Here is a 24,059-nt window from a genome sequence, read left to right as displayed (position 1 = left end):
GTCAGGCGCTCATGAACTCCTGCAACGACTGCATTGCAGTACCCCGGATCTTCGCCTTGAACATCGGTGTCCAGCCGAACAGGCGCCCGGCCGTCCGGCCGACGGCCATCCGGGACCAGCGCCCGAGGTCGAAGTGGTCGCGGTGCCGGACGATCAGGCCGTCCTCGAAGCGGAAGAAGGAGTCGATCTCGTTGACGACCTTCCGGCCCGTCCGGCTGAAGGTGTAGTGGGCGGTCCAGTGCGCGGTGCCGTCGTGGCGGCGGGCGGCGATGTCGCGGGCGTCGACCTGGAGGTCGGTGCTGCGGCCCATGAGCATGCGCCACATCGCCATCACCGTGGCGCGGCCCGCGAGGTGCTGGAAGACCGGGTCACTGAAGGTGACGTCGGGGTGGTAGCAGCGCTCCATGGCGTCGGCGTCCCGCCGCGCGAAGGCCTCGTAGAACGCCTGGATGATCTCGGCGTTGTGCTGCTCTTTCACGTGCTTTCTCCCGCTCGTCAATGTGCTGGCGATTGAGTGTAACGGGAGGGGAGATTGCACTTATTGTCGGCATTGTCCCAGCCCAGGACCGGCGGCACCCTCAGTGCGGACCTCGGTGTTCCCCCAGTTGTGCGCCGGTGTTCCCCAGCGCGACGGCGAGCCGGCCGGCGCGGCCGGGCGGGCACCCTCGCCTGCCCCCTCCGCCGCTCATCCGGCCGGCCGGACTTTATCGCCAGCACACCGGCGCTCATGGGACGCTTTGCTCCGACGCCGAGAAGGAGAAGTGACCGTTGTCCGAGTTCTGGGTGACTCTGGCCACAGCCCGTCCTGAGCCGTCCCCCTGGGTCGTGCTGTTGTCCGCGCTGGTCGCGCTGGGCGTGGTGTCGTGGTCCACCTCGTGGCAGCTGTCACGGGGCCTGATCACCATCGCCCACGAGGGCGGGCACGCGCTGGTGGCGGTGCTCACCCGGCGCAAGCTGGAGGGCATCCGGCTGCACTCCGACACCTCCGGCGTGACCCTGACCCGCGGCAGGCCCACCGGGCCGGGCATGATCATGACCGCCGCGGCCGGATACGTCGCGCCGTCCCTGCTCGGGCTGGGCGGTGCGTGGCTGACCTCCGCCGGTTACGTGGCGATCCTCATCACGATCGTGGTCGTGCTGCTGTGCTGCATGCTGCTGCTGATCCGCAACCTGTTCGGCGTGGTGAGCCTGCTGGCCACCGGGGGGGCGATCACCGCCTTCACCTGGTACGCCGCACCCGACATGGACGCGGTCCTCGCCCACCTGGCCGTGTGGTTCCTGCTGTTCGGCGGCGTCCGGCCGATCATCGAGCTGCAGCGCAAGCGCCGGTACGGCCAGGCGGGCAACTCCGACGCCGACCAGCTCGCCCGGCTGACCTTCCTGCCCGGCGGCTTCTGGGTGTTCCTGTTCCTGCTGGTGGCGGGCGCCAGCCTGGTGGCCGGGGCCTACCTGCTTTTCCCGGTTCCGCTCGGACTTCTCTGACGGCGGGGGCGGGTGCCGGACCCGTCCCGCCCGCCCGCCGGGAAGAGCTCCCTGCCGGGACGTCCCATCGCCGACGTCCCGTCGCGTCACGGGCGTGTCCGGCTCTCGATGCGGGCCTGCTCGGCCAGCGCCGCGTAGGCATCCTGCTCGCCGGGGTCCAGGCGATGGAACATCGACACCGACCACGGGACGGGGCACGATGGAGCGTGGTGCGGATCCGGGCACAGCAGCTCGATGATGCGTTCCTTGACGTCCTCGGCCTGCTGCCGGGTGGCGTACACGCCCAGCCGGATCTCCCAGACACCCGATTCTTCCGACATCATCCGCCTTTCCTCTCTAAAGCTATGCAAGATCAACTTAGGGCGATATATCACTATATTTACTTACTAAACCCCACCATTCTCCAATACCTCGCACACCATCGCCGGCGACCGGACCCGGTTTGACTACTGATCTTTTCCGAGGGTATTGCTGGGCATCCCGTTCCCCTCACGAAAGGCACTCGATGCCGTACCAGATGAACGTCGTCGGGGCGGTGGCCGCCGGAACCCTCCTGCTCTCGCTGAGCACCACGCTCGTCCTCGCGGTGCGGGTCAGGCGCCTGCGCGCCGAGCGGGAACGGGTGGTGGCCGGGGTGCGCGAGGGGTTCGCCCGCGACATGCACGACATCGTGGGGCACTGGCTCTGGCTGGCCTCCGTCAAGGGCGAGCTGGCCCGCCGGCACGCGGACGGCGACGCGCGGCTGCACGGGGAACTGGAGGAGGTGCTCCAGGCCGTACGGCAGGCGACGCGGGCGGTGCGGAACGTGTCGGCGGCCTACCGGGGGCTGTCGCTGCCCGCGGAGGCCGAGCGGGCCCGGGTGCTGCTGAGGGGCTTCGGAGCCTACTGCTCGGTGCGGATGGAGGTGGCGGACCTGCCCGGCGAGGTGAGCGCCGCGCTGGGCACCGTGGTCCGCGAGGGGATCACGAACGTGCTGCGCCACAGCAGGGCGACGAGGTGCGCGATCGAGCTGGTCGAGTGCGGCGGCGGGCTGCGACTGACCGTGGTCAACGACGGGGCCCCGCGCCGGGATCCGGTCGGCACGGGCAGTGGCAGTGGCCTGGACAACCTCCGCCACCGCGTGGGCGAGTTGGGCGGCACGGTCCAGGTGTCGGACGGCACGGACGGATGGTTCACGCTGATCGCCGAGGTGCCCGTGAACCATTCCGAAGGTTTTTCGCGTCTACTGGGAAAGCGCAGGTGGTCCGCCGTTTAATGGGACGCCTTGTGCGTTTCGCACGGGTGAGTCGTTTAACTTGTAACTAGTGGATCGTCGGGTTATCCGAAATTCTCTCTTCTGGAAGACAGCAGGGAGAATGCCGTGGATGACCAGTACGAGCTGTATTGCCTGGCGGATCCGCTCTTTTACGACACGCTTGACGGCCGCCGGGGGGACCACCCCGACTTCGCGCTCGCGACCCGGGACGTCCCGCAGGGGTGGGAGCACCGGGTGACCGACACCTGGCTCCACTACGCGCCGGTGTCCGGCGGAACGCCCGCCCAGGGGTGGAAGGTCCACGTGTCCGCGTGCGCCGCGGACGCCGAGCGAGCCCTGGAGACGGTGTGGGACTACTGCGTCCCCCGCGGCATCGCGTTCAAGTTCCTGCGCAGCCTCCCCGTGATGACCATGCTGAACTCCAAGGCGGCCCCCCGCGGCTCCAGCGGCAAGCTGGTGACGCTCTACCCGGTGGACGAGGCGCAGCTGGAGCTGACGCTGAAGGAGCTCGACGAGCTTCTCCGCGGCGTCGAAGGACCCTACATCCTCAGCGACCTCCGTTACGGCGACGGGCCGCTGTTCGTCCGGTACGGCGGCTTCGCGGCCCGGCACTGCCCGGGGGAGAACGGCGATCCGGTGCTGGCCGTCGAGGACGGCGACGGGCGACTGGTCCCCGACGTCCGCGGGCCGGCCTTCTCCGTGCCGTCCTGGGTGACCCTGCCCCCCTTCCTCGAACCGCACCTGGCCGCCCGCAACGCGGTCACCACCGAGGGCCTGCCGTACCGGATCGAGAGCGTCATGCAGTTCTCCAACGGCGGCGGCGTCTACCTCGCGCAGGACGTGCGCACCGGGACGCGGGTGGTGCTGAAGGAGGCGCGCCCGCACGCCGGGCTCGACGCCGCCGGCCGGGACGCGGTGGCGCGGCTGGCGCACGAGCGGGACATGCTGGCGCGGCTGGCCGGACTGGACGCGGTGCCCGCGCTGATCGACTACTTCACCCTGGGCGGCCACCACTTCCTGGTCGAGGAGTTCGTCGACGGCGACCCGCTGCAGCGGCAGCTCGTGCGGCGCTACCCGCTGACCCGCGCGGACTGCGACGAGGCGGCCCTGGCCGACTACACCGCGTGGGTGCTCGACGTGCTGCCCAAGGTGCGGCGGGCCGTCGAGTCGCTGCACGGCCGCGGGGTCGTCTTCGGCGACCTGCACCCCAACAACATCCTCCTCACCGAGGGCGGCCGCCCGGTCCTGATCGACTACGAGGTGGCGACCCTCACCACGGACGGCGGCCGGGCGGCCCTGGCCCATCCGGCGTTCGGCGCGCCGGCCGACCGGCGGGGCACCGACGTCGACGCCTACGCCCTGGGCTGCCTGTGCCTGGGGCTGTTCGCCCCGCAGCTCACCATCATGCTGCCGCTCGACCGGGCCAAGGTGACCCGGCTGGCCCGGCTGATCACCGAGACCTTCCCGGTGCCGCCCGAGGTGGTCGGCGAGGCGGTCCGGGTCGTCACGGGCCCGGACCCGGTGCGGCCCGCGCCGCTCCCCAGACCCGGTCGCGACGACTGGCCGCGGCTCAGGGAGGCGATGGTACGGGCCGTCCTGGCGAGCGCCACCCCCGGCCGCGACGACCGGCTCTTCCCCGGTGACGTCGCCCAGTTCGAGCCCGGCGGCGGCCTCTGCTTCGCGTACGGGGCGGCGGGCGTGCTCTACACGTTGGAGCGGTGCGGCGCCGAGCGTCTCCCCGAGGGGGAGGACTGGCTGCGCCGCAGGGCACTGTCCCCCGACGCCGGGACCCGGATCGGGTTCTACGACGGGCTGCACGGCGTGGCCCACGTGCTGGACCTGCTCGGGCACCGCCAGGACGCCGTCGACATCGTCGAGGTGTGCCTGCGCGAGAGGTGGGAGACGCTGGGGCTCGGCCTGTTCGGCGGCCTGGCGGGGATCGGCCTGAACCTGCTCCACCTCGGCGGCACGACCGGTGAACGGTCCTTCACCGAGACCGGGCTGCGGATCGCCGACATCTGCTCCGGCCGGCTGGGCGGCCCGGACGACGTCCCGGAGACCAGCGGCGGCACCCATCCGAGGGCCGGGCTGATGTACGGGTCGTCGGGGCCGGCGCTGCTCTTCCTGCACGCCTACGAGCGGACGGGCGACACGGGGCTGCTCGACCGGGCGGCCGTGGCGCTCCGGCAGGACCTGCGGCGGTGCGTCACCGGCGAGGACGGTTCGCTCCAGGTCACCCAGGGCTGGCGCACGCTGCCCTACCTGGACGAGGGGTCCGCGGGCATCGGGCTCGTCCTGGCCCGCTACCTGCTCCACCGCGACGACGACCGCTTCCGGGAGGCACTCGACGGCTGCCGCCTCGTCACCCGAGGACGCTACTTCGTGCAGTCCGGCCTGTTCACCGGCCGGAGCGGCATGATCGCCGCCCTCGGGTCGGGGCTGGGCACCCCGTCGCACACCCCGGGCACGGAGTCGCACACTGCCCCGGGCACGGACCCGGGCACGGACCCGGGCACAGCCCCGGACGCAGCCCTGGGCACGGACCTGGGCACGGACTCCGCCGAGCAGCTCCGCGGGCTCGACTGGCACGCCCTGCCCTACGGCGGCGGGCTGGCCTTCCCCGGTGACCAGTTGCTCCGGCTCTCCATGGACTTCGCGACCGGCACGGCCGGAGTCCTGTTCGCGATGAGCACCGTGCTGCACGACCGGCCGGTGTTCCTCCCCTTCCTCGAACCGCCCGGCGGCACGGGCTCCCGCGCGACGGCGCGGCCCGTGCACGGATCCGCCGCGCGGTCCCGTACCTGCGACTCCTCGAAGGAGGTGTAACGACATGGTTCTTCTCGACCTGCAGACCCTGGAGACCCCCAGCGGCGGCCACGGCGGCGGTGGCAGCACGCTCACCGTCCTGGGCTGCGCCTCGGCCAAGCCCAGCAACCTGAGCCTGCTGCTCTGCCACTGACGGCCGGCGGCACCTCCTCCCCCATAGCGGTTCCCCAAGAAGTCAAGAAGTGAGGTAACGACATGGTTCTTCTCGACCTGCAGACCCTGGAGACCCCCGGCGGCTACGGCGGCCACGGCGGTGGCAGCACGCTCACCGTCCTGGGCTGCGCCTCGGCCAAGCCCAGCAACCTGAGCCTGCTGCTCTGCCACTAGTCGAGGAGCGGTGCCCGGGACAGCCGGCGACGGCTGTCCCGGGCACACCCCGTTTCCGCTGAAGGAGGGACCGTGCGGGCAGCCGACCGGCTGGTGACCGAGGCCGTACGGCGCGGTGGCGCCTGGCCGGCGGTCCTCGCGGTCGCCTCCGTCCTCGGCGCGGCCGCCGAGCTGGCGCTCCCGTTCGCGCTGGGCCGGGCCGTCGACGAGCTGGTGGCCGGCGGGCCCGGGGCGACGGTCTGGCCGCTCATCTGCGCCACCGTCGTCACCCTGGCCGTGGCCTGTGACGCCCTGGGCGTCTGGGCCTCGGGGGCGAGCGGCGCGCGCTCCTCGGCGTGGCTGCGGGAGCGGGTCGTACGGCACATCCTCGGCGTCGGGCCGGCGATCACCCGCAGGTTCCCCGAGGGGGAGCTGGTCATCAGGACGACCCTGAACACCGAGGAGATCGGCCGTGCCCCCGAGGCGGTCGTCACCGGCGCCGCGCTGCTCATCCCCACCGCCGGCGGTGTGCTCGCGCTGACCCTCATCGATCCCTGGCTGACCGCGACGCTGGTCGCCGGGATCACCGTCATCGCACTCGTGCTGCGAGCCTTCCTGACCGCGAGCACCTCGATCGCCGGCGGCTACCAGGAGGCGCAGGGCGACATCGCCGCCCGCCTGGTCGACGCGCTCGCCGGCGCCCGTACGATCGCCGCGGCCGGCACCGCCGACCGGGAGAGGGCCCGGGTGCTGTCCGCGCTGCCGAGGTTGCGCCGGCACGCCATGGAGATGTGGCGGGCCAACGCGCGGGCCGGCGTGCAGGCGGGTGCCGTGGTGCCGCTGCTGGAGGTGGCTGTGCTCGCGATGGGCGGGCTGCGGCTGACCTCCGGCGACCTGACGGCCGGGGAACTGTACGCCGCCGCCCGGTACGTGGTGCTCGGCGCGGGCCTCGGCTCGGCCCTGGGGCACGTCGGCCGCCTGGCGCGGGCACGCGCCGCCGCCGCGCGGGTCGCGGAGCTGACCGCCGAGCCCTCTCGCGACCACGGCACGCGGTCGCTGCCCCACGGGCCCGGCGACCTGGAGCTGCGCGGGGTCGGCGCGGGGGTGCTGGACGGGATCGACGTGTTCGTCCCGGGCGGCCGGGCGGTGGCCGTGGTCGGCCGCTCCGGCTCCGGCAAGTCGCTGCTCGCCGCGCTGGCCGGCCGCCTGGTCGACCCGGAGCGCGGGACGGTCAGCCTGGACGGCGTCCCGCTGCCCGAGCTGTCCCCCTCGGCCCTGCGCGAGGCCGTCGGATACGCGTTCGAACGCCCGGTGCTGCTCGGGGGCACCGTCGGCGACGCGATCGCCTTCGGGGCCGGCGCGTCCGGGGAGGCGGTGCGGGCCGCCGCGCGGGCGGCACGGGCCGACACGTTCGTGCGGCGCCTCCCGCTGGGGTACGACACGCCGCTGGCCCGGGCGCCCATGTCCGGGGGGGAGCGGCAGCGGCTCGGTCTGGCCCGCGCGTTCGCGCAGGGACGGCGGCTGCTGATCCTCGACGACGCCACCTCCAGCCTCGACACCGCCACCGAATGCCAGGTCGCCGCCGCGCTCACCGGCGAGCTGCGCGACCGGACGCGCCTGATCGTGACCCACCGGGCCGCGACCGCGGCGGCGGCCGACCGGGTGATCTGGCTGGACGCAGGGCGGGTGCGCGCCTTCGGCAGCCACCGGGACCTGTGGTCCGACCCCGGCTACCGCGCCGTCTTCCAGGTGGCCGCCCCGTGAGCCGGGTTCCGGACGACCGCGCGAACCGCTTGAACGGCTTCGCGAACCGCCCGGACGGCTTCGCGGACCGCCCGGATGATCCCGTGAACCGCCCGCCGGGCCGTCACCGGAACGACTCGGCACGTGCCCGCGCGGGGCGTCACCGCAGCGAGCCGGTGCGTGCCCGCGTGGGCGACCGCGTAGGCGACCGCGTGGGCGACCGCGTGGACCGCCCCGTCCGGCGGGCGCTGCGGCGCGACCCGTACCAGCTGGTCAGACTCGGCGCCTGGTCCGCCGCGGAGACCGCGCCCGCGCTGGTCGCCGGCCTCGCCGTGGCGCGGGCCGTCGACGACGGCTTCGCCGCGGGGCGGCCGGTCACCGGGTTCGCCTGGCTGGCCGTGCTCGGCGGTACCTGGCTGCTGGCGGCGGCCGGCGCGCGGCAGGTGGTGATGGCCGTCGCCGCGATCGTGGAACCGTTCCGTGAGGACCTGCTGGCCCGCGTCGTCGACGGCGCGCTGCGCGGCTCGGCCGCGTCCGGGCGGGGGGCGGGCCCGGCGGCGGTGGCCCGGTCCAACCTCCAGGTCGAGCTGGCCCGCGACGCCCTCGCCTCGGTCATCACCGTGGTCAGGTCGTTCGCCTTCACGGTGGTGAGCGTCGCGCTCGGGCTGGTGGCCCTGGTCCCCGAGGTGCTGGCGCTGGTGCTGCCTCCCTTCGCCGCGGGGCTGGGCCTGTTCCTGCTGTCGCTGCGGGCCCTGGCCCGGCGGCAGCGGGACTTCATCCTGGCCGACGAGCGCACCGCCGAGGAGTTGACCGGCATGGCCGGCGGGCTGCGCGACATCGCCGCCTGCCGGGCCGAGGAGCGGGTGGCCGCCGGCGTCGGCCTGCGGGTGGCGGAGCAGGCCCGCGCGGCCCGGTCGCTGGCCCGGGTGACCGCGTTGCGCACCCTGTCACTGGCGGTGGGCGGCCGGTTGCCGGTGCTGCTCGTACTGATCGGGACACCGTGGCTGATCGGCCGCGGCGCCGGTCCCGGCGTGATCCTCGGTGCCCTGGTGTACGTCACGCAGTCGCTGGCTCCCGCGCTGGACGACCTGGTGGAGGGGCTGGGGATCAACGGGGTCCGGCTGAAGGTGGCGCTCGACCGTCTCCTGCGGGACGACGGCCCGCTGCCCGCGGCCCGCCGGCGTGTCCCCGCCCTGGACGGCGGCGCCGAGCTGCGGGGGGTGACGTTCGCCTACGGGCCGCACGCCGAGCCGGTGATCGACCGCCTCGACCTGTCCGTCCCCGAGGGGGACCACATCGCCGTGGTGGGGCCCAGCGGCATCGGCAAGTCCACGCTGGCCGCGCTGCTGAGCGGTGTGCTGCGGCCGGACTCCGGGCTGGTCCTGGTGGGCGGGGTGCCCGCCGACCGGCTCGATCCGGCCGACCGGGTGCTGATCCCCCAGGAGGCGTACGTCTTCCGCGGCACCCTCCTGGCGAACCTGACCTACCTCGCCCGTGCCCCGCGTGAGGCGGTGGACGAGGCGGTGGCGGCGGTCGGGCTGAGCGACCTGGTGGAGCGGCTGGGCGGCTACGACGCCGAGATCGGCTCCGGCCTGCTCTCCCCGGCCGAACGGCAGCTGGTCGCCCTGGCCCGCGCCTACCTGGCCCCGGCCAGGCTGGTGATCCTCGACGAGGCGACGTGCCACCTGGACCCGGCGGCCGAGGCCCGCGCGGAACGGGCGTTCGCCGAGCGCGGCGGCACGCTCCTCGTCGTCGCGCACCGCCTGACCTCGGCGCTGCGCGCCCGGCGGGTCCTGGTCATGGACGGCACCAGTGTCCGGCTCGGCACGCACGAGGAGATGCTCACCGCCTCCCCCCTGTACGCCGACCTCGCCGGTCACTGGAACCCTTCGAGCACACAGGAGCTGGTGCCTTGATCTACCCTCCCGCCGAGCGGCTCCCGATCGTCGACCACCTGCACGGCCATGCGGTGCCGGACCCGTACCGGTGGCTGGAGGACCCGGACAGTCCCGGCACACGGAGCTGGTCGGCCGCCCAGGACGAGCTGTGGCGCGACCACGCCGCCGCGCTGCCCGGCCGTGACGCGTGGCGTGCCCGGGTCGCCGAGCTGACCGGCGCCGGGACGGTCTCCGCGCCGGTCTGGCGGGGCGGACGCCGTTTCTTCCTGCGCCGTACGGCCGCCCAGGAGCACCCGGTGCTCTACACGGTCGGCCCGGACGGGGTGGAGCGGGCACTGGTCGACCCCGCACGGCTCGACGCGGACGGGCTGACCACGCTCGACCGGTGGCAGCCCGCCCCGGACGGACGGCTGCTGGCCTACCAGCTGTCCCGGCACGGGGACGAACGGTCGCAGCTGCGGGTCATGGAGGTCGCCACCGGGCGGGTCGTGGACGGCCCGATCGACCGCTGCCGGTACGCGCCGGTGGCGTGGCTGCCGGACGGGAAGGCGTTCTTCTACGTCCGCGACCGCAGGGTCCGGCTGCACCGGCTCGGCACCCCGGCCGAGGACGACGTCGTGGTCCTGGGCGAGGAGCGCTCCTGGGGGCTGGAGATCAGTCACAACGGGCGCTGGCTGACGGTGTCGGCGGCGGGCGACGGCGGCAACGACCTCTGGCTGGCCGACCTGTCCGCGTCCTCCCCCGAGCGTCCCGACCTGCGGGTGGTGCAGCGGGGTCTCGGCGCGGTGACGGCGGCGGCCGTCGGCCGTGACGGGCGCCTCTACCTGCTGACCACGCTGGGGGCGCCCCGGGGACGGTTGTGCGTGGCCGACCCGGCGCGTCCGACGCCCGGGAACTGGGTCGACCTGGTCGGCGAGGACCCGGAGGCGGTGATCGGCGAGTTCGCCGTCGCCGGCCAGGTGCTCCTGGTGAGCCGGACCCGGCACGCGATCAGCGAGATCGGCGTCCACGACCTGGCCACCGGGCGGCGCCGCGGTGAGGTGCCGCTGCCCGGCCTGGGCACGGCGGGGGGGATGACCACCCGTCCGGAGGGCGGGCACGAGGTCTGGTTCACCTACACCGACAGCGTCACGCCTCCCGGCGTGCACCGCTACGACACGCGCAGCGGGCGGACGTCGCCGTGGGCCGCCGCACCCGGCGCGGTCGAGACGCCGGAGCTGACGGCCCGCCAGGTGGTCTTCCCCTCGGCGGACGGCACGCCGGTGCGGATGGTCGTGCTGGCCCGGCCGGGTTCCGGGCCCCGGCCCGCGATCCTGTACGGCTACGGCGGCTTCGGGCTCTCCCTGACCCCGTCGTACTCCAGCTACGTGCTGCCCTGGGTCGAGGCGGGCGGGGTCTTCGCCCTGGCCCAGCTGCGCGGAGGCGGCGAGGAGGGGGCGGCCTGGCACCGCGACGGCATGCTGGAGCGCAAGCAGAACGTCTTCGACGACTTCGCGGCCGCGGCCGAACGGCTCGTCACCGACGGCTGGACCACCCCCGACCGGCTGGCCGCCTGCGGCGAGTCGAACGGCGGCCTGCTGGTCGGCGCCGCGCTGACCCAGCGTCCCGACCTGTTCGCCGCCGCGGTCTGCTCGGCCCCGCTGCTCGACATGGTCCGCTACGAGCGGTCGGGGCTCGGCCCCGCCTGGCGTCCGGAGTACGGCTCGGCCGACGACCCCGAGCAGCTGGGCTGGCTGCTCGGCTACTCCCCCTACCACCGGGTGACGGCCGGGGTCGACTACCCCGCGACGCTGCTGACCACCTTCGGCGGCGACTCCCGTGTCGACCCCCTGCACGCGCGTAAGATGTGCGCGGCCCTGCAGTGGGCCACCTCGGGTTCGCGTCCCGTCCTGCTGCGCCACGAGAGCGGCGTCGGCCACGGTGGCCGGGCGGCCGGCCGCGCCATCGGCCTGGCCGCCGACATGCTGGCCTTCCTCGCCGCCCACACCGGTCTGCGTCCGCCGGACGACCGGTAGCGGGCGGCGGGCACGGCGGTCAGCCGGAGGAGCGGCGGCGGACCGGCTCGCGTCCGGCGAGGTCGTCGGAGCGGAGCCAGCCGGACTCCCAGGCGACCCTGACCGCCTCCACGCGGGTGCGGGCGCCGACCTTGGTGAGGATCCGCGCCAGATGGTTGCGTACCGTGCCGCCGGAGAGGCTGAGGCGGGTGGCGATCTCACCGACCGGGGCGCCCTCCGCAGCGGCCTCCAGGACCTCCAGTTCCCGCTCGGTGAGCGGGTTGCTCCTGGCGTTCAGGGCGGCCACCGCCAGTTCGGGGTCGACGACCCGCTCACCGGCGGCCACCCGGCGCACGCACTCGGCGAGCTGCTCCGCCGGGCTGTCCTTGACGATGAAGCCGTGCACCCCCGCGTCCAGCGCGGCCCGCAGTGCGGAGGGGGTGGCGAGGCCGGTCAGGATCACCGTCCTGCACGAGGGCAGCCGCCGGCCGATCTCCCGGGCCGCGGTGAGGCCGTCGGTGCCCGGCAGGCCGATGTCGATGAGCGCCACGTCCGGCCGGTGGCGCAGGCACTCGGGAACCACCTCGTCGCCGTGACCGGCCTCGCCGACGACCTCGATGTCCCGTTCCGCGGAGAGCAGTGCGGCCACGGCCCCGCGGACGAGGTGCATGTCTTCGGCGATCAGGACGCTTATCACGAGTCTTCTCCCCTTCGAGTCGTGGCGCGTTCGGCTCACACCGAAGACGTTACTCAAAGGATCCAGACGATTACCCCATGTCCGGTTGAACCCGTGAATATATGACATACAGTAGTTATCTGCACACCATGAGTGACGGAGATGATGTCGGTCGATTCAGATCGGAGAGGCGGCGGCGTGGTGGTCCAGCAGGACGTCCGCCAGCAGGTAGCCGTCCCGGATCAGGTGGGGCAGCGGACGGTCGCGCAGCTCCCCGTAGTGGCGGGCGATCCGGTGCGCCGCCACGGCCGGGGTGACGGCGCTCGTCCACAGCGGCCGGTCCCGGCCCGGGGAGGCCGGGACGACCCACCAGAAGCGGCCTCGGGCGTCGAGGCGGGTCACCAGTCCGTAGTAGACGGAGACCACCACCTCCCCCGAGGGAAGCCGGTGCACGTCGGCCGGGATGTTGTGGGATCGCGCGAGGATGTCCGCCAGCTCCCGGGCCCGGAGTTCGGCGGCGGTCGACGCGAGCTCGTCATGGGTCAGGTGATCAACGGTCACGATGGCGAGGCTAGGCACCGCCGGACGCCCGCTTCAACGATGTTGCGCGATGTTGCGCGCCACAGTCGCGGGACATCGTCGCGGGACGCGGGCGCTCCCGGGCGCCGTCACGCCCGGTCCAGCTCCTCCTTGGCGCGGCGCAGCAGGTCGCGGGCCTGGCTCCCGTACACCGCGGCACCGCTGAGGGCCTGGAACGCCTTCTCGTAGGCGGCGACGTCACTCGGGGCCCGGTGCTGGATCTGACCGGGTACGGTGTCGACCCGCACCCGGTCGTCGTCGTAGATCCAGAAGTTCTCCGGCGGCATGAGCGGCGGCCTGGCCGTCGCCGGGACGACGCCGAACGACACGTTCGCCACGCCGGAGGTCAGCTCGGCCAGCCGGTCGAGCTGTGCCGCCATCCGCCCGGGGTCCACCAGCGGGGTGCGCAGGGCCTGCTCCCCCACGATGAACGCGAACCGCTTGGCGCCGCCTCGCAGCACCCGCTGCTGCCTCAGCCGGGCCTCCACCGCGGCGTCGAGGTCGTCGGGGATGCCGCGGAAGTCGATGACGGTGCGCAGGTGCGCGCGCGCGTAGTCGGCGGTCTGCAGCAGCCCGGGGACCGCCGAGTGCTGCCAGACCCGGAACTGGCGGGTCTTGTCGTACAGCGGCTGGAAGGAGCGCTGGACGTGTCCGAGGCCGGTCTCCTCCAGGCGGCGCCAGTCGGTGTACATGGCGTCGATGTTCTGGGCCGCCGCGATCAGATCGACCACCTGCTCGTCGGCGTCGCACGCCTCGCACCAGATCCGGATGTCGGCCTGGTTCGGCATCTGCACGGCGTTCTCGATCTTGGAGATCTTGGTGTGGTCCAGGCCGGTCCGCGCCGACAGCGCCCGGCCGGTCAGCCCGGCCCGGGCACGCAGTGCCCTGAGCCGGGCGGCGAGGATGCCCTTGGCCTCGTCGATGCGTGCTGTGGAGGTCGCCATCTCCGTCACCTCGTCACCGCGGGGGAATTCGGTGCCTTGACGGTAGTCCTCTTGTTGCGTTCTGTCAGGAAAGTTGCGAATTGTTGCACGCGGTTCGGCGAGGCCCCGGACGTCAGCCCTTGTAGCCGCGAGGACGCCCGGCTATGCTGCCCAGCCACTTGTCGATCTCGGCGGCCCAGTTGCGCTTCACCGCGTCCTGGTGGCTCACCCGGAAGCGCTTGTAGACGTCCCTGCTCGGGCCGCGGTAGTCGGCGCGCTTGTCGGCCTCCAGGACGATGTCCAGGTCGGCGGCGGTGGTGACGAAGGTCAGCTCGATCTCACTGATCCCCCCGGCGTAGTGGCTGGGCGGGTAGAACTCGATCTCCTGGTAGAACGGCAGCTCCTGCTTGGAGTTGCGGATGTACCCCTCCTCCAGGTCCGCGCTCCTGAAGCGGAACCCCATCTCCGAGAAGGCGCGCAGCACGGCCTCCTGGGAGTCGAGCGGCACGATGTCCAGCGGGTCCAGGTCGCCCTTGTCGACCGCCGAGGCGATCGCCAGCTCGGTGCGCACGCCCAGGGCCATCCCGTTCAGGCGCCGGCCCTGGATCTCGGTGACGGGCATCTCCCACGGCGTGGGGAGCTGGAAGGGGATGACCCGATCCTCGTTCTTGCGCAGCCGGAAGGGCCCGGCGACCTCGGAGCGGAGGAACTCCATGGTGCCGATCCGCTCGGACTCGGTCCGCTCGGACTCCACCCGCGCGATCAGGCCCAGCGCCACGTACTCGATGTCGGCGTCGTACTCCCCGGCCTTGACCCTCACCTCACCGGTCAGCGGCGCGCCAGGCTGCACCCGATGGGCGGCGAGGACGGTGTCCACCGAGGGGGCACCGACTCCGAGTGCTCCCAGCATCCGCTTGAATATCACGCGTTCCTCCACTGTCCGTGCCGTATGACCTGAATGACCTGAATGCCGATGGAACGACCGCGGCGCAGCCGTGGTTCCCGCCCGCCCGTCCCGGGTCCGGGGAAGACTGCCGGGAAGAGACCAGCTTTCGGTTCTCGCCGGAAATCACCGTAGCGTGGCGGTAAGCGCCGTGGAGTACGCCGGGTTCCGCCTCGCGCGGGCGGCGCCGCGGCCGAGCGGGCCGGGGTTGCCCCGCGGAAGCCTTACGGTAGGGCCCGTGCCAGAGACGAACCACGAGATCACCCTCGACTCGGCCCTCACCGAGGAGGCGGTGCTCGCCACCTACCGCCGCATGTTCGCCGCGCTCGCCCGCGACAGCGGGGCGGTGGTGGACGACCCCGCGCTGGTCGACATCGCCGAGACCCTGTTCGCGGCGTTCGCCGAGGCCGGTGAGGAGTGGCTGACCCACGAGCAGATGCGCCACGTCTGCCGGGCCTACCCGCTCGACCAGTTCGAGAACCGGCTGCGGGTCCTGCGGGGCCTCGGCGCCGTGCGCGAGGTGTTCCCCAAGCCCAACCAGCTCCGCTACCGCGCGTCGTTCACCAGCGTGGTGGGGCTGATGTTCATCCGCCGGATGATGGACGACGGCGGCCAGTCGGAGATGCACCGGCTGCTCGCGCTCGAGGACCTCAACGTGGCCGACCCGCGCACGACCATGGAGGAGGCGCGCGTCAGCGCGCAGAACCTGTCGCGCGCCTTCCGGCTCTGGGCTCTGGAGCTGATCACGCTGCTCGGCGGCACCATCGAGGAACTGCGCGAGCAGGCACCCAAGCTCTGGGGCACCGAGGAGATCGCCCGCCGGGCACAGAGCCTGCACGGCACGATCCTCACCCGCTGGCCCGACCTCGACCGCGTCTGCACCGAACTGCGCGCGGCGATCTACGCCTACAGCGACGCCTCCCGCCGGGCCGCCGGGCGGCTGGCCGACTCCGCCGGAACCACCAGGAATCTGACCCTGCTGCCCGCGGAGACCTGGCGCACCTTCGCGCAGACCGCCGGCAAGGAACGGCTGGCCGCGGTGCTCGACGACTTCGTCTTCGACGCCCCCGCGCCGTGGCACGACCCGGCGGCGATCGTGCGGGCCGTGGACGAGAGCCCCCGGCCGGCACCGGCCCAGCCCACTCCCCCGCGCTCGGCGCTGCCCGACGCCGGGCCCGCCGACACCTACGACGCCGCCGCGGGCGGCCTCGACCACCTGGCCGCCGTGGCCGGCGCCGCGCTGGGCGGACGCTCCTCCGCGCCGCTGGAGGAACTGCTGGCCGCCGACGGCGAGTGGGTCTCGGCCCGCCGCCTGCTGGCCGACCTCGTCGCCGCCGACCTGCGTCCCGACGCACCGTACCGCCTGCGCTGGTCCGACGGTCTGACCGCCGGCCCCGGCGCGGAGCCCGCCTGGCTCTCGCACGGCCTCCTGGAGAGGACCGGCGGTGACGTCTGAGCTCGCGCACGTCCGTGCCAGGGCCACCGGGCCGCTGCCGCTGGCCGCCGACGAACCGGCACCGCCGGGGATGGCCCGGCTGGGCCGCGGCGACGGCACCGGCCTGGCACTGCCGGTCTGGCCCGACGGGGCGACCCCGGCGCTGCTGGAGGAGTACCAGGTGGCCTCCGTCCCGGTGGAGCGGTCGGGGGAGACCCGGCGGGTCCTGGCCGCCGCGCTCAGATGCTGCTGGACCGACCTGGCCGCCGACCCGTGGCCCGGTGTCCCCGCCCCGGTCGACGACGTGCTCGCGGCCTACCGGGCGCTGATCGGACGCGGCGACGACCTGATGCGCAACTGGGCTATCGGCGCGCTGCGCCGCCTGCACGACTCGTCCTGGCTGGAGGTCTCCGACGGCGTGGTGCGGCTCGGCGCCCGGTGCGCGTCCTGGCCGGCCGCCTCCCACGCCCAGCTCCGCGAACTGGTGCGCCGCCTGCCCGCGGGCGAGGCCGCGGACGGCGGCACGGCGGTGCTGCCGGTGCTGGACGGGGCCGGCGGGGGCCCGGCCGGCGGCGAGGCGGCGGGCGGCGAGGCGGCGGGCGGTGAGGCGACAGCGAGCGTCGTCCTTCCCGAGGAGGTCGACGAGGATCTGCTCGGCCCGTTCGACGAGCGGCGCCGGGCCGAGATCGTGGCGGCGTTCATGGCGGTGGAGCACGCGGCGGAGCCGGTGCACGAGGCCCGGTTCGCCGCGTTGCGCGACCCGGTGCCGCGCCGCGCGCTCGCGGAGATGCTCCGGCGCCGTGGGAGGGTCCTGGTCCAGGACCGCGAGGCGTGGACCTCGGGTTACGCCGACGAGACGACCGCCGGAGCGGACGCCGGGCCCGGCGAGGCCGAGCGGGCGGTGCTGGTGCTGGTGCTGGTGCACTCGGTGGCGATCCCCCGGGCCGACGGCCTGCTGCCCGCCGACAGCTGGCTGTCGCCGTTCCCCGCCCAGGTCGAGGAGCTGCGGCGGCACACCAGGCTGCCGATCGGCGAGCTGGAGGCCGCGCTGCGGACGCTGCGCCACGCGGGCCTGGTGACCCAGGTCAAGGCCGGGGAGGAGGCCGGCGGTTACGTTCCCGGCCCGCAGTTCCACCGGCTGACCCCGCGGGCCAGGCGGCGCCTGCAGGAGGAGCTGATCCTGGCCGCGGGCCCGCACACCCCGCTGGCCGCGGCCGTACGGGCCAACCGGCGGTGAGCGCCCGCCGGGCGGCTCCCCCGGACGACGGACCGGCCCCCGATGGGGCGAGCGGCGCACCGTCCGGCGGGGCGACCGGCGCCGCCGCCCCGTCCGGGAGCGGCGTGGAAGAGACGAGAAAGGAAACACGGGGTTGACCGAGCAGCGGAACCAGGCCGCGAAGGGCCCACGCGGAGGCGGGGCGAAGGCCGCGGAGACCGCGAAGACCCCCGAGGCGGCCGATGGCGCGGACAGCGCGCGGACCTCCGGGGCACCTGGGGGCTCGGGGAGAGCACGAACCCCCAAGACCCCCAAGACCCCCAAGGCCCCCAAGACCTCCGAGGCACCTGGAGACGGCGGGAGCGCGGCGTCGCACGGCACGCAGGCCAGCCTGGTGGCCGTGGAGGTACGCTCCGGCACGCCCGCGGAGAACGTGGTGGGCGACCGCGTGCTGATCGCCGTGCAGCCGGTCAACATCTCCCGCCTGTCGACGCACCCGGTGCCGACCGTACCGGGCACGCTCATCGTGGTCGCGGGCGCCGGGCCGAAGGACTCCAACGGCGCGGGCAAGTCGTCGTTCATCGCGATGATCACCGCACTGCTCGGTGACGAGCAGTGGCGCTTCGCCTCCGGCGCCAAATCGGTGTCGGAGCTGCTGTTCAACGCCGAGCTCGCCGCGGGCGGCGGGGGCCGGACGTGGGCCAGCGCCGACCACGGCTACATCGTCGGTGTCTTCGCGGCCCCCGATTCGGTGGACGACGCGGTGACCGTGTGGCTGCGGGTCAACCAGGAGGCCCCGCACCTGGAGATCCGGTGGACGCCGGGGGTGCGCCTGGCCGCGGCCCCCTCGGAGGCGGAGCGGGTGGCGCGCGCCGACGAGGTGTGGGCGTCGCTGCCGCGCTCGGCGGGCCGCCGCGACGTGGTGGCCCGGGACCTGACCAGGTTCCTGTACGGCGACCGGGTCAGGTGCGTGTCGTTCCTGTCGACCTCGGTACGGAGCAAGGTCGCCACCAACCTGCTCTCCCAGCCGCTCAACGAGATCTCCCCCGAGCGCGTCTTCGAGGCGATCGCCGCGCTGACCGGCCTGGACGCCGAGCTGGACCAGGAGCGGGAGGCCCGCCGCGACGAGCACGCCAAGCGGGTGCGGGCGACGCGGGCGATGGAGCTGCTGCGGGAGTTCGAGGTCGAGTCCCGCGCGCTCCTTTCCACCTTCGACCGGCGCGACCGGGCCCGGGTGCGGCTGGCGGAGGCGACCCGCTGCTGGCGGGGGCGGCTGGCCCGCAGGCTCAGCGACGCCGCGCAGCGCGACGAGGCGCTGGCCGCGGAGCTGGAGCGGGCCGGCGCGGCGGCCGAGCGCGCCGCGGCGGCCGTCGCCGAGACCAGGGCGGAGATCGCCACCCTCAAGGACGACACTCTCGACCGCGGCCTGACCGGGGCCCGCCGCGAGCTCACCGCCCTGCAGGCCCGCGCCGCCAAGCTCGACGCCGACCGGGCGGTGGCCGAGAACTCCGCCGACGAGCTGCGCGGCCGGATCCCCGGCCTGGAGGAGCAGCGCCGGCTGGCCGACGGGCGTGACGTGGCCACGGCGGGTGCCGAGCTGGACGAGGCCAGGGTCCGGCTGAACGAGGCGCTGAAGGCGCTCGGCGTGGCCGACCGGGAGGTCGACGGGGCACGGGCGGCGCTGGACGACGCCGAGGGCGGCCCGGCGGCGGCCCAGCTCGACGCGCTGGCCACGGCGGGGGTCGGGGCGACCGGCCTGCTGGACGCGATCGACGTGGCCGAGCAGGCCCGCGACGACGAGGCCGTGCCCGGCCGGGGCGGGCGGGCGGCGACCGCCCTCGGAACCCGGGGGTGGCCGCACGAGCACGCGGTGATCGTCGACGCCGCCGACCTGGAGGCGGCCTCGCGAGTGCTGGCCGGACTGCCCGGGTCGGTGCTGGTCAGCGCCGCGGGCATCACCGTCGTAGGGTCGTTCGAGGCCGCCGTCACCGGGCGGGAGGCCCGCATCAAGGCCGCGGAGCAGCGGCTGCACCGGGCCCGTGACGCGCAGGAGGACGCCGCGGCGGCGGTACGGGCCGCGGAGGACGCCGTGGCCGAGGCCGGGCGGCGCCTGGAGGGGGCCAGGGCCGCCGTGCAACTCGCCGACGTCGAGCGGCGGCTGGCCGGACGCCGGAGCGCGCTCGCCGAGCTGGCCGCGGCGCTGACGGAGATCGCCCCGCAGGTGGAGGAGGCCGAGCGCCGGGCGAGCACCCTGGACTTCCGGGCCCGCACCAGGAACATGGAGATCGAGCGTCTGGAAGGCCGCCGGGCCCGGCACGAGGCCGACCGCGACCAGGCCACGGCGCAGGCGGCGAAGATCTCCGCCGACCGTGAGGCGCTCGGGCTGGACGCGCTGGCCGGCGAGTGGGGCGGCACCGCCGAGGGGGCCCGGGAGTGGCTGGCCGCCCTGGACGAGCAGGAACGCCCGCTGACGGCCGAGGAGTGGTGGCGGGCCGCCGAGCGCCGCCTGGACGAGGCGCTGCGCGACACCTTCCCGGGTGACGACGGGGAGATGCCCGAGGAACTGCGCTTCCTGATCGGGGAGCGGTCCGCGCCGGGTGCCGGGCGGACCGCCCGTGAGCAGGCGACGTTCCCCGGCGTGTGTTCGGCGCTCGCGTCCTACCTGCGCGGTCAGGAGGAGTACGAGCGGCACCAGCGCCGCCAGATCGAGACCCAGATCACCACCCGGCAGCGTGACCTGACGGCCGCGGCCAAGGGGGCCGAGGAGGCCGCCCAGTCGACCGCCGTGCACCGGGCCGCGCTGACCGCCGCGATCAAGGCGCGGCTGACCCGGGTCGCCGAGGAGTTCGACCGGCTCGACACCTCCTACGGCGGCTACGGGGCGACGCTGGAGTTCCCGGTCCCGGCCGCGCCGGCCGACCCCGAGCAGCGGTGGGCCTGGCGGGTGACGCCGAAGTGGCGGCGGGGCGAGGGCCAGGGGTTCGTGCCGTACAACCGGCGGGCCAACACCGCCCTGATGGACGAGAAGGCGGTGAAACTGGTCTGCGCGGCGGCGATCGCCTCCTCCGGCGGCGGGCACCTGTGCCTGGTCCTCGACGAGCTGGGACGCAACCTCGGCAAGGAGCACCGCAGGGAGGCCGTCGCCCTGTTCCGGCGGATCGGCGAGACGTACGGGATCACGGTGATCGGCGCGCTCCAGGACGACATGGAGCCCTACGCGGTCGACGCCTGCGGGCAGTACGTCAAGCTGCGCCGCTCCTCCGACGCCATGCCGTACAACGAGCCGCCGGTGGTCGTCGGGCACGACCGCCACGCCGACCGGGTCCGTGCCCTCGCCGCCGCGGTGAGCCGCTGAGCCCGCCCGCGCGGGGCGGGCACCCCCGGGACGGGGGTGCCCGCCGGTGGGCGGGTCGCGCCGTCAGCCGACGGTGATGGTGAACTGCTTGGTCAGCGGGGTGCCCCGCTTGTCGTAGTCCCTGAGCTGCACGGTGAAGGAGTGCGACCCGGTCGCCGTGGTGGTGCCTGTGATACGGCCGGTGAACCGGTCGAGGGTGAGTCCTGCGGGGAGGGCACCGCCGGTGACCTGCCAGTCGTAGAACGGTACGCCGCCCCTGGCCCTGAGCTGTTCGGAGTACGCCGCCCCGGGTGTCGCGTTCCTGAGGGAGGCGGTCTCGATCGAGGGGGCGAGGAACGGGGTGAGCGAGCGGTTGAGCTTCCAGCCCGCGTTCTCGGCCACCAGGAGGGCGAGCTTGGTCAGTTCCCACCGCCTGGTCGGGAAGACGTGGTGCCAGCCGCCGCTCTGCCCGCTGAGCCGGTCCCAGTACGGTTCGTCGCCGGGGATGTGACCGCTGGCGTCGATCGGGACGGGGTATCCCTGGTAGTCGATGACCTCCTGGTCGTCCCGGCCCTTGCTCTCCATGTACTTCGCCATCCCCTCCCACCAGCTGTGGTAGGCGACGGCGTGACCGAACTCGTGCATCACGAGCCCCTGGACGTCGACGAACCGGCTGAGGTCGCTCTTGTACCAGTCGTCGTCCGCCGGGGAGGTGAACAGTTTCATCAGCGCCTCGTCGTACTCCAGGATCATGGAGTACGAGCGGTGGTACGGCGTGGGCTGCCCGTTGCGGGTGTGCTTCCTGCCGTTGCCTGCCGGGTACCCGGTGGAGTAGGGCGTCTGGATGCCGCGGAAGAACACGTAGAAGCCGTTGTAGGGCTTGGCGTTGCTGGTGCGTACCTCGTTCTGCCAGTCGTCGCCGGGCAGGTGGCTGACCTCGTCGCCGGTGGGCACGGTGTCGAAGGGCTGGAGGTCGAAGAAGGCGAACCAGTTGCGTACGGCCGTCTCGGCGGCCCTGCGGGTGCCGGGGTCTGCGAAGTAGCGGGTGATGGTGTCGTAGCGGTAGTCGAACTCGATGGGTACGGACGGTTCGAGTTTGGTCTTCTCGTCCTGCTGGACCCGGATCGGCATGCTCTGCCGCTTGGTGGCGCCCTTGGCATCGGTCGTCTGCATGGTCCACGTGTGCTGTTCGTCCTGGCCGGCCCCCTGGGTGGAGTGGATGGCCAGCCGGACGATCTCCCGATCGGCGGGACCGGTGAGGGTGAAGCTCTTGGTGGCGCCGGTCGCGGTCAGCTCGCTGGGCAGGTTGAACATCAGCCGGGAGGTGCCTTCGGCCTTGAGGTCGACCTTCAGCGGGTAGGAGATGCCAGCGATCTTCGGCGCGCGGACGGTCAGCTCGATGTGGGGGTTGGCGAGGTAGCCCTGCCAGTCCACGAGCTGCACCCCGTAGTTGTTGACGTTGCGCTGGAAGATGTCGAACACGTCCAGCGCGGGGGCGGCGCTCGCGGCGGCCACACCGGGTAAGGGCACTCCGAGGGTGAGTGCCAGCCCGGTCAGCGCGACGGCGACGGTCGTCTTTCTCATACGGCTCCTCCATGGGGGGTGGGGGGTGGGAGGCGACGCGGAGCTCGTCGGACCTCAGTTCTTGATGCCGGTGAGGGTGACCCCTTCGATGAAGTAGCGCTGCAGGAAGAAGAACAGCGCGATGATCGGGGCGATGACGGCGGCGGACGCGGCCATCAGGTAGCCCCACTGGGTGATGAAGACGCTCTGGAAGGACGCCAGGCCGAGCGAGAGCGTGTACTTGTTCTCGTCGTTGAGGTACAGCAGCGGCCCGAGGAAGTCGTTCCAGGTGCCGATGAAGGTGAAGATGGTCACCACGACGATCGCGGGCTTGGACAGCGGCATGACGATCGTCCAGTAGACCCGCCAGGGTGAGGCGCCGTCGATGTAGGCGGCCTCGTCCAGCTCGAAGGGGATCGTCAGGAAGAACTGCCGCAGCAGGAAGACGTTGAACACCCCGCCACCCGCTCCGGCGAACCAGCTCGGCACGGTGAGCGGGATGATGCTGTCCAGCGCGCCGAGTCCCTGCCACATGGCGAAGGTCGGGATGAGCGTCACGGCGTAGGGCAGCATCACTCCGCTCAGCAGGACCGCGAACAGGACGTCCCGGCCGCGCCAGCGCAGCCGGGAGAAGCTGAAGGCGGCGACGGAGCAGGTGAGCACGGTGCCGAGCACGCTGATGACGGCGATGACGACCGTGTTGACGAAGTAGAGCCAGAAGGGCTGGGCGGTGAGCGCCTCGGAGAAGTTGGACCACTGGACGGGGTCGGGGATCCACTGCGGCGGCGCGACGAACATCTGGGAGTCCTGCATGAACGCGCTGCGCACCAGCCACACGAAGGGCAGCAGGGTCGGCAGGGCCCCGGCCGTCAGCGCCAGGTAGACCAGCGCCTTGCGGTACCTCCCCGGCCGGCGCGGGCCGGCTGCGGGGGCGGTGTCCCCGGTGTCCCCGGTGCGCGGCCTGTCCGGGGGGGCCGCGAGCGCGGTCATCGGGCACCCGCCATCTCGTAGTAGACCCAGCGGCGGGCGTTGCGGAACATCAGGAACGTCACCACCATGATGATCATGAAGAGCACCCAGGCCAGTGCGCTCGCGTACCCCATCTCGCTCTCGTGGAACGCCTTGCGGAACAGGTAGTAGACGTAGAAGAGCGTGGAGTTGTTCGGGCCGCCCTCGGTCATCACGTACGCCTGGTTGAAGACCTGGGAGGTGCCCACCACGCCGACCACGAGGTTGTAGAAGATCGTCGGCGTCATCATCGGCAGCGTCACGTGCCAGAAGCGCCGCCAGGGGCCGCCGCCGTCGATCGACACCGCCTCGTACAGGTGCCTGGGCACGCCCTGCAACCCGGCCAGGAAGATCACCATGGTGTTGCCGAAGCCCCAGGTGCTCATCACGATCAGTGAGGGGATCGCCGTCGCCTCGTCGTAGACCCACTGCCCGCCGGGCAGCCCGGCCTGGCGCAGCAGGGAGTTGAGCAGCCCGAAGTCGGGGTTGAAGATCCAGATCCACAGGACCACGTTGGCGATCGCCGGCACGAGCGTCGGCAGATAGAAGATCGTCCGCCAGATCGCCAGGCCGCGCACCTTCTGGTTGAGCAGCATGGCCACCGCGAAGGAGACGATCATCGTGAGCGGCACGGCGCCCAGGGTGTAGTACGTGGTGGCGCTCAGCGACGTCCAGAACAGCCCGTCGCCGGCGAGCGCGGTGTAGTTGTCCAGGCCGACGAACGACGGGCTGCCGCCGATCTGCCAGTCGGTCAGGCTGAACACCGCGGAGGCGGCCATCGGCCCGGCAGTGAAGATCACGAACCCGAGGATCGCGGGCACGGCCATGAGGATGCCCCAGCGCCGCTCCAGACGCCGTTGGCCGGAGGTGACGGCCAT

20 protein-coding genes are annotated in these 24,059 nt (G+C 73.2%); 11 read left to right on the top strand and 9 right to left on the bottom strand.

Features of this window, described 5'->3' with window-relative positions; translation table 11 throughout:
• Position 1: 1 nt before the first annotated feature.
• Positions 2–478, bottom strand: a complete 477-nt coding sequence (locus tag F4562_RS28225) for a nuclear transport factor 2 family protein (RefSeq protein ID WP_311733986.1) — start codon at positions 476–478, stop codon at positions 2–4.
• 290 nt (positions 479–768) lie between these two features.
• Between F4562_RS28225 and F4562_RS28220 the strand changes: the two genes are divergently transcribed.
• Complete coding sequence (locus tag F4562_RS28220; protein WP_184541426.1) at positions 769–1,482, top strand: M50 family metallopeptidase; 714 nt, start codon at positions 769–771, stop codon at positions 1,480–1,482.
• Between the two features lie 86 nt (positions 1,483–1,568).
• On the opposite strand, the gene F4562_RS28215 is transcribed toward F4562_RS28220, so the two are convergent.
• On the bottom strand, positions 1,569–1,805 hold the full coding sequence (locus F4562_RS28215) for a hypothetical protein (protein WP_221206918.1): 237 nt from the start codon (positions 1,803–1,805) through the stop codon (positions 1,569–1,571).
• A gap of 182 nt (positions 1,806–1,987) precedes the next feature.
• Between F4562_RS28215 and F4562_RS28210 the strand changes: the two genes are divergently transcribed.
• The 7 genes from F4562_RS28210 (at position 1,988) to F4562_RS28180 (ending at position 11,525) form a co-directional block, all read left to right on the top strand.
• Positions 1,988–2,737, top strand: a complete 750-nt coding sequence (locus tag F4562_RS28210; RefSeq protein ID WP_184541428.1) for a sensor histidine kinase — start codon at positions 1,988–1,990, stop codon at positions 2,735–2,737.
• A 105-nt stretch (positions 2,738–2,842) separates the two neighbouring features.
• A complete protein-coding gene (lanKC, locus tag F4562_RS28205; protein WP_184541429.1) occupies positions 2,843–5,563 on the top strand; it encodes a class III lanthionine synthetase LanKC in 2,721 nt (906 codons plus the stop codon).
• A gap of 4 nt (positions 5,564–5,567) precedes the next feature.
• Positions 5,568–5,696 (top strand): SapB/AmfS family lanthipeptide, encoded by a 129-nt coding sequence (locus F4562_RS28200; RefSeq protein ID WP_184541430.1) that lies wholly within the window; start codon positions 5,568–5,570, stop codon positions 5,694–5,696.
• Between the two features lie 62 nt (positions 5,697–5,758).
• Positions 5,759–5,890 carry a SapB/AmfS family lanthipeptide gene (locus F4562_RS28195; RefSeq protein WP_184541431.1) on the top strand — a complete coding sequence of 44 codons (132 nt, stop codon included), beginning with the start codon at positions 5,759–5,761 and terminating at the stop codon, positions 5,888–5,890.
• 72 nt (positions 5,891–5,962) lie between these two features.
• Positions 5,963–7,633 carry an ABC transporter ATP-binding protein gene (locus F4562_RS28190; RefSeq protein WP_184541432.1) on the top strand — a complete coding sequence of 557 codons (1,671 nt, stop codon included), beginning with the start codon at positions 5,963–5,965 and terminating at the stop codon, positions 7,631–7,633.
• A 191-nt stretch (positions 7,634–7,824) separates the two neighbouring features.
• Positions 7,825–9,528, top strand: a complete 1,704-nt coding sequence (locus tag F4562_RS28185; RefSeq protein ID WP_311733987.1) for an ATP-binding cassette domain-containing protein — start codon at positions 7,825–7,827, stop codon at positions 9,526–9,528.
• Entirely contained in the window at positions 9,525–11,525 is a 2,001-nt protein-coding gene (locus F4562_RS28180) for a prolyl oligopeptidase family serine peptidase (protein ID WP_184541433.1), read from the top strand. Before F4562_RS28185 ends, F4562_RS28180 begins: the two co-directional genes overlap by 4 nt.
• Before the next feature lie 19 nt (positions 11,526–11,544).
• On the opposite strand, the gene F4562_RS28175 is transcribed toward F4562_RS28180, so the two are convergent.
• The 4 genes from F4562_RS28175 to F4562_RS28160 form a co-directional block, all read right to left on the bottom strand.
• On the bottom strand, positions 11,545–12,240 hold the full coding sequence (locus F4562_RS28175) for a response regulator (RefSeq protein WP_312872178.1): 696 nt from the start codon (positions 12,238–12,240) through the stop codon (positions 11,545–11,547).
• Positions 12,241–12,357: 117 nt separating this feature from the next.
• Positions 12,358–12,741 (bottom strand): hypothetical protein, encoded by a 384-nt coding sequence (locus F4562_RS28170; protein WP_184541435.1) that lies wholly within the window; start codon positions 12,739–12,741, stop codon positions 12,358–12,360.
• A gap of 107 nt (positions 12,742–12,848) precedes the next feature.
• A complete protein-coding gene (locus F4562_RS28165) occupies positions 12,849–13,703 on the bottom strand; it encodes a DUF5753 domain-containing protein (protein ID WP_184541436.1) in 855 nt (284 codons plus the stop codon).
• 112 nt (positions 13,704–13,815) lie between these two features.
• The gene (locus F4562_RS28160) at positions 13,816–14,592 is read right to left on the bottom strand and encodes a sporulation protein (RefSeq protein WP_221206920.1); all 777 of its coding nucleotides are present in this window, start codon (positions 14,590–14,592) and stop codon (positions 13,816–13,818) included.
• Between the two features lie 271 nt (positions 14,593–14,863).
• On the opposite strand from F4562_RS28160, the gene F4562_RS28155 reads away from it, so the two are divergent.
• From F4562_RS28155 to F4562_RS28145, 3 genes are all read left to right on the top strand, one after another.
• Entirely contained in the window at positions 14,864–16,081 is a 1,218-nt protein-coding gene (locus F4562_RS28155) for a hypothetical protein (protein WP_184541438.1), read from the top strand.
• The gene (locus tag F4562_RS35380) at positions 16,071–17,297 is read left to right on the top strand and encodes a hypothetical protein (protein ID WP_184541439.1); all 1,227 of its coding nucleotides are present in this window, start codon (positions 16,071–16,073) and stop codon (positions 17,295–17,297) included. The genes F4562_RS28155 and F4562_RS35380 overlap by 11 nt, the downstream gene beginning before the upstream one ends.
• Before the next feature lie 133 nt (positions 17,298–17,430).
• Complete coding sequence (locus F4562_RS28145) at positions 17,431–20,631, top strand: coiled-coil domain-containing protein (protein ID WP_246473588.1); 3,201 nt, start codon at positions 17,431–17,433, stop codon at positions 20,629–20,631.
• A gap of 63 nt (positions 20,632–20,694) precedes the next feature.
• On the opposite strand, the gene F4562_RS28140 is transcribed toward F4562_RS28145, so the two are convergent.
• From F4562_RS28140 to F4562_RS28130, 3 genes are read right to left on the bottom strand one after another with little or no spacing between them, the layout of a single operon-like run.
• Positions 20,695–22,194, bottom strand: coding sequence for an Ig domain-containing protein (locus tag F4562_RS28140; protein WP_184541440.1), 1,500 nt, complete (start codon positions 22,192–22,194; stop codon positions 20,695–20,697).
• A 54-nt stretch (positions 22,195–22,248) separates the two neighbouring features.
• Positions 22,249–23,163 (bottom strand): carbohydrate ABC transporter permease, encoded by a 915-nt coding sequence (locus F4562_RS28135; protein WP_184541441.1) that lies wholly within the window; start codon positions 23,161–23,163, stop codon positions 22,249–22,251.
• The gene (locus F4562_RS28130; RefSeq protein WP_184541442.1) at positions 23,160–24,059 is read right to left on the bottom strand and encodes a carbohydrate ABC transporter permease; all 900 of its coding nucleotides are present in this window, start codon (positions 24,057–24,059) and stop codon (positions 23,160–23,162) included. Before F4562_RS28130 ends, F4562_RS28135 begins: the two co-directional genes overlap by 4 nt.

The sequence above is a fragment of the Streptosporangium becharense genome (assembly GCF_014204985.1).
GTDB classification, from domain to species: domain Bacteria; phylum Actinomycetota; class Actinomycetes; order Streptosporangiales; family Streptosporangiaceae; genus Streptosporangium; species Streptosporangium becharense.
Note: the sequence above shows the minus strand (reverse complement) of the source record. Positions and strands in the feature narration are given on the sequence as shown.

Excerpts from the sequence above, each read along its gene's own strand:
- F4562_RS28215 (WP_221206918.1), bottom strand. The coding sequence starts at position 1,805 with ATGATGTCGGAAGAATCGGGTGTCTGGGAGATCCGGCTGGGCGTGTAC.
- F4562_RS28210 (WP_184541428.1), top strand. The coding sequence starts at position 1,988 with ATGCCGTACCAGATGAACGTCGTCGGGGCGGTGGCCGCCGGAACCCTC.
- F4562_RS28200 (WP_184541430.1), top strand. The coding sequence starts at position 5,568 with ATGGTTCTTCTCGACCTGCAGACCCTGGAGACCCCCAGCGGCGGCCAC.
- F4562_RS28195 (WP_184541431.1), top strand. The coding sequence starts at position 5,759 with ATGGTTCTTCTCGACCTGCAGACCCTGGAGACCCCCGGCGGCTACGGC.
- F4562_RS28165 (WP_184541436.1), bottom strand. The coding sequence starts at position 13,703 with ATGGCGACCTCCACAGCACGCATCGACGAGGCCAAGGGCATCCTCGCC.
- F4562_RS28160 (WP_221206920.1), bottom strand. The coding sequence starts at position 14,592 with ATGCTGGGAGCACTCGGAGTCGGTGCCCCCTCGGTGGACACCGTCCTC.
- F4562_RS28140 (WP_184541440.1), bottom strand. The coding sequence starts at position 22,194 with ATGAGAAAGACGACCGTCGCCGTCGCGCTGACCGGGCTGGCACTCACC.
- F4562_RS28135 (WP_184541441.1), bottom strand. The coding sequence starts at position 23,163 with ATGACCGCGCTCGCGGCCCCCCCGGACAGGCCGCGCACCGGGGACACC.
- F4562_RS28130 (WP_184541442.1), bottom strand. The coding sequence starts at position 24,059 with ATGGCCGTCACCTCCGGCCAACGGCGTCTGGAGCGGCGCTGGGGCATC.